Origin of the sequence: Chrysanthemum yellows phytoplasma, assembly GCF_000803325.1 — a bacterium.
GTDB lineage: Bacteria > Bacillota_I > Bacilli_A > Acholeplasmatales > Acholeplasmataceae > Phytoplasma > Phytoplasma asteris.
Genome location: NZ_JSWH01000180.1, coordinates 1 through 1,874, shown reverse-complemented (window position 1 = coordinate 1,874; position 1,874 = coordinate 1). Strand labels below are relative to the sequence as shown.

Here is a 1,874-nt window from a genome sequence, read left to right as displayed (position 1 = left end):
TTTGTTATTATTAAAAGGCTAACTTTCAAAAAGTTAGCCTTCATTATTGATTGAAATTTAAGATATGATAAATGATTATTTAAATAATTGTTTTTGATATAATTTCATAAATTTATTAATAATTGTTTTGTTTCATAAATATCTAATGATAACAGCCCAAACAACAGATATTATTATTAAAGATAAATAATAAAAAAAATCAGATATATTTGTAAACCATTTTATATTTTTAGGTATAAATAAAAAAAGCCAAAGTAAAATGATATAAAATATAGAATTAATTATAGCTTCTCCAATTATTTCCAATTTATCAAAATTGAATAATAAAGTCTTTTTTAAAATTTGATTAATATCTTTTGGCAAAACACCTATTATTTGTAATTTTTTTATTTCTTCTTTTTTTAAAGGATAATAGCGTTTATGTTCAAACATTTCTACAGCTACATATATCCTAAAAGTCAATAAACCTATAACAAAATAGCAAACCACAAACAAACATTTAAAAAGTAATTCTTGCCTTAACATAAGTAATCCAAATAAAAACAATGTAATAATAGAAAAAAATACAGAAATAAAATGTGTTCCATATCCTCTTATATAATTATATATTGTGCCTTCTAATAAAGGTTCATCATAAACATTAAATATTTCCCAAGATAAATTATTTATTGATTTATTATGATTTTATTCTTTTTGTATTGATAGTTAGTTGCTATTTGCTATTTGTTTATTTACCTAATAATAAATTGTTAAAAGAAAAAATATTATTAGAAGAACAATTAGAATCAAAACAAAATATAAAAAATAATTCATTAACTGCAAAATAATAAAACATCATTTATAATTACAACCTCAAACTATTTACTTAGTTTGGGGTTTTTATATCCAAATAACTAACTATAAATAAAAAAACATCTTCCAAATTAACTAAAATTAAAAGAAAATCACTAAAATACTTGACTATTTCATCTTTTTTTTATAAAATATTAGTGATGGTAAAACAGATGTAGCTAAAATAATTAAACTAATCCCTTGCCTTTTAGAGGCTTTTCTAAGTAATTCTTTGCTGTTTAAGAAAGAAAAGAAAGCAGGCGATTATTAATTATTTGGTTACACAAACTTACCTTAAAAAAGGAGAGTTTACAAATGTCACGTTATACAGGTTCACTTTGGAAAGTTTCAAGACGCCTTAATTATTCGGTTTCAGAAACTGGAAAAGAATTACGCAAAAGAGCTTATGGTCCAGGACAACACGGTCAAAAAAAAGTTAAATTAAGTGATTATGGGCTTCAATTGCAAGAAAAACAAAAATTACGTTTTACTTACGGCGTATCAGAAAAGCAATTTCGCAAAACTTTTGATAATGCAAGCAAACTAAAAGGGATTCATGGTGAAATGTTTTTAGTACTATTAGAATCTCGTCTTGATAATGTAGTTTATCGTTTAGGATTTGCCAAAACAAGAGCTCAAGCAAGACAATTAGCTAATCACGGTCATATTTTAGTAGATGGAAAAAAAGTAGATATTGCTTCTTATCGTTTAAAACCAGGGCAAACAGTTACTTTAAGAGAAAAATCTAAAAATCTAAATATTGTCCAAGAAGCTGTAAATAGTAAGTTTGTTCGCGCAGATTATGTTTCTTTAGATAAAGAATTGGTGGGTAAATATGTAAGATACCCTCAAAGAAACGAATTTTTACCAGATATTAACGAACAATTAATAGTTGAATATTATAATAGATAACTTAAACGCCCTTTAATAGGGTGTTTTTTTGTGTATTTGGAATATATAAAATAGTATTTAATTAGTTGTCATTGTATAATAAAAAACAACCAAAAATAATTTATTTATTAATAATCCATAATTAAGATAAC

General features: G+C 23.8%; 2 protein-coding genes. One reads left to right on the top strand and one right to left on the bottom strand.

The annotated features are described in order from the left end of the window. Window positions 1-132: 132 nt before the first annotated feature. The gene (locus tag OL66_RS03050) at window positions 133-525 is read right to left on the bottom strand and encodes a hypothetical protein (RefSeq protein ID WP_156956359.1); all 393 of its coding nucleotides are present in this window, start codon (window positions 523-525) and stop codon (window positions 133-135) included. Window positions 526-1,146: 621 nt separating this feature from the next. Between OL66_RS03050 and rpsD the strand changes: the two genes are divergently transcribed. Beyond that, a complete protein-coding gene (gene rpsD, locus OL66_RS03045) occupies window positions 1,147-1,743 on the top strand; it encodes a 30S ribosomal protein S4 (protein WP_034172419.1) in 597 nt (198 codons plus the stop codon). The last annotated feature ends 131 nt before the right edge of the window (window positions 1,744-1,874 follow it).

Excerpts from the sequence above, each read along its gene's own strand:
- OL66_RS03050 (WP_156956359.1), bottom strand. The coding sequence starts at position 525 with ATGTTAAGGCAAGAATTACTTTTTAAATGTTTGTTTGTGGTTTGCTAT.
- rpsD (WP_034172419.1), top strand. The coding sequence starts at position 1,147 with ATGTCACGTTATACAGGTTCACTTTGGAAAGTTTCAAGACGCCTTAAT.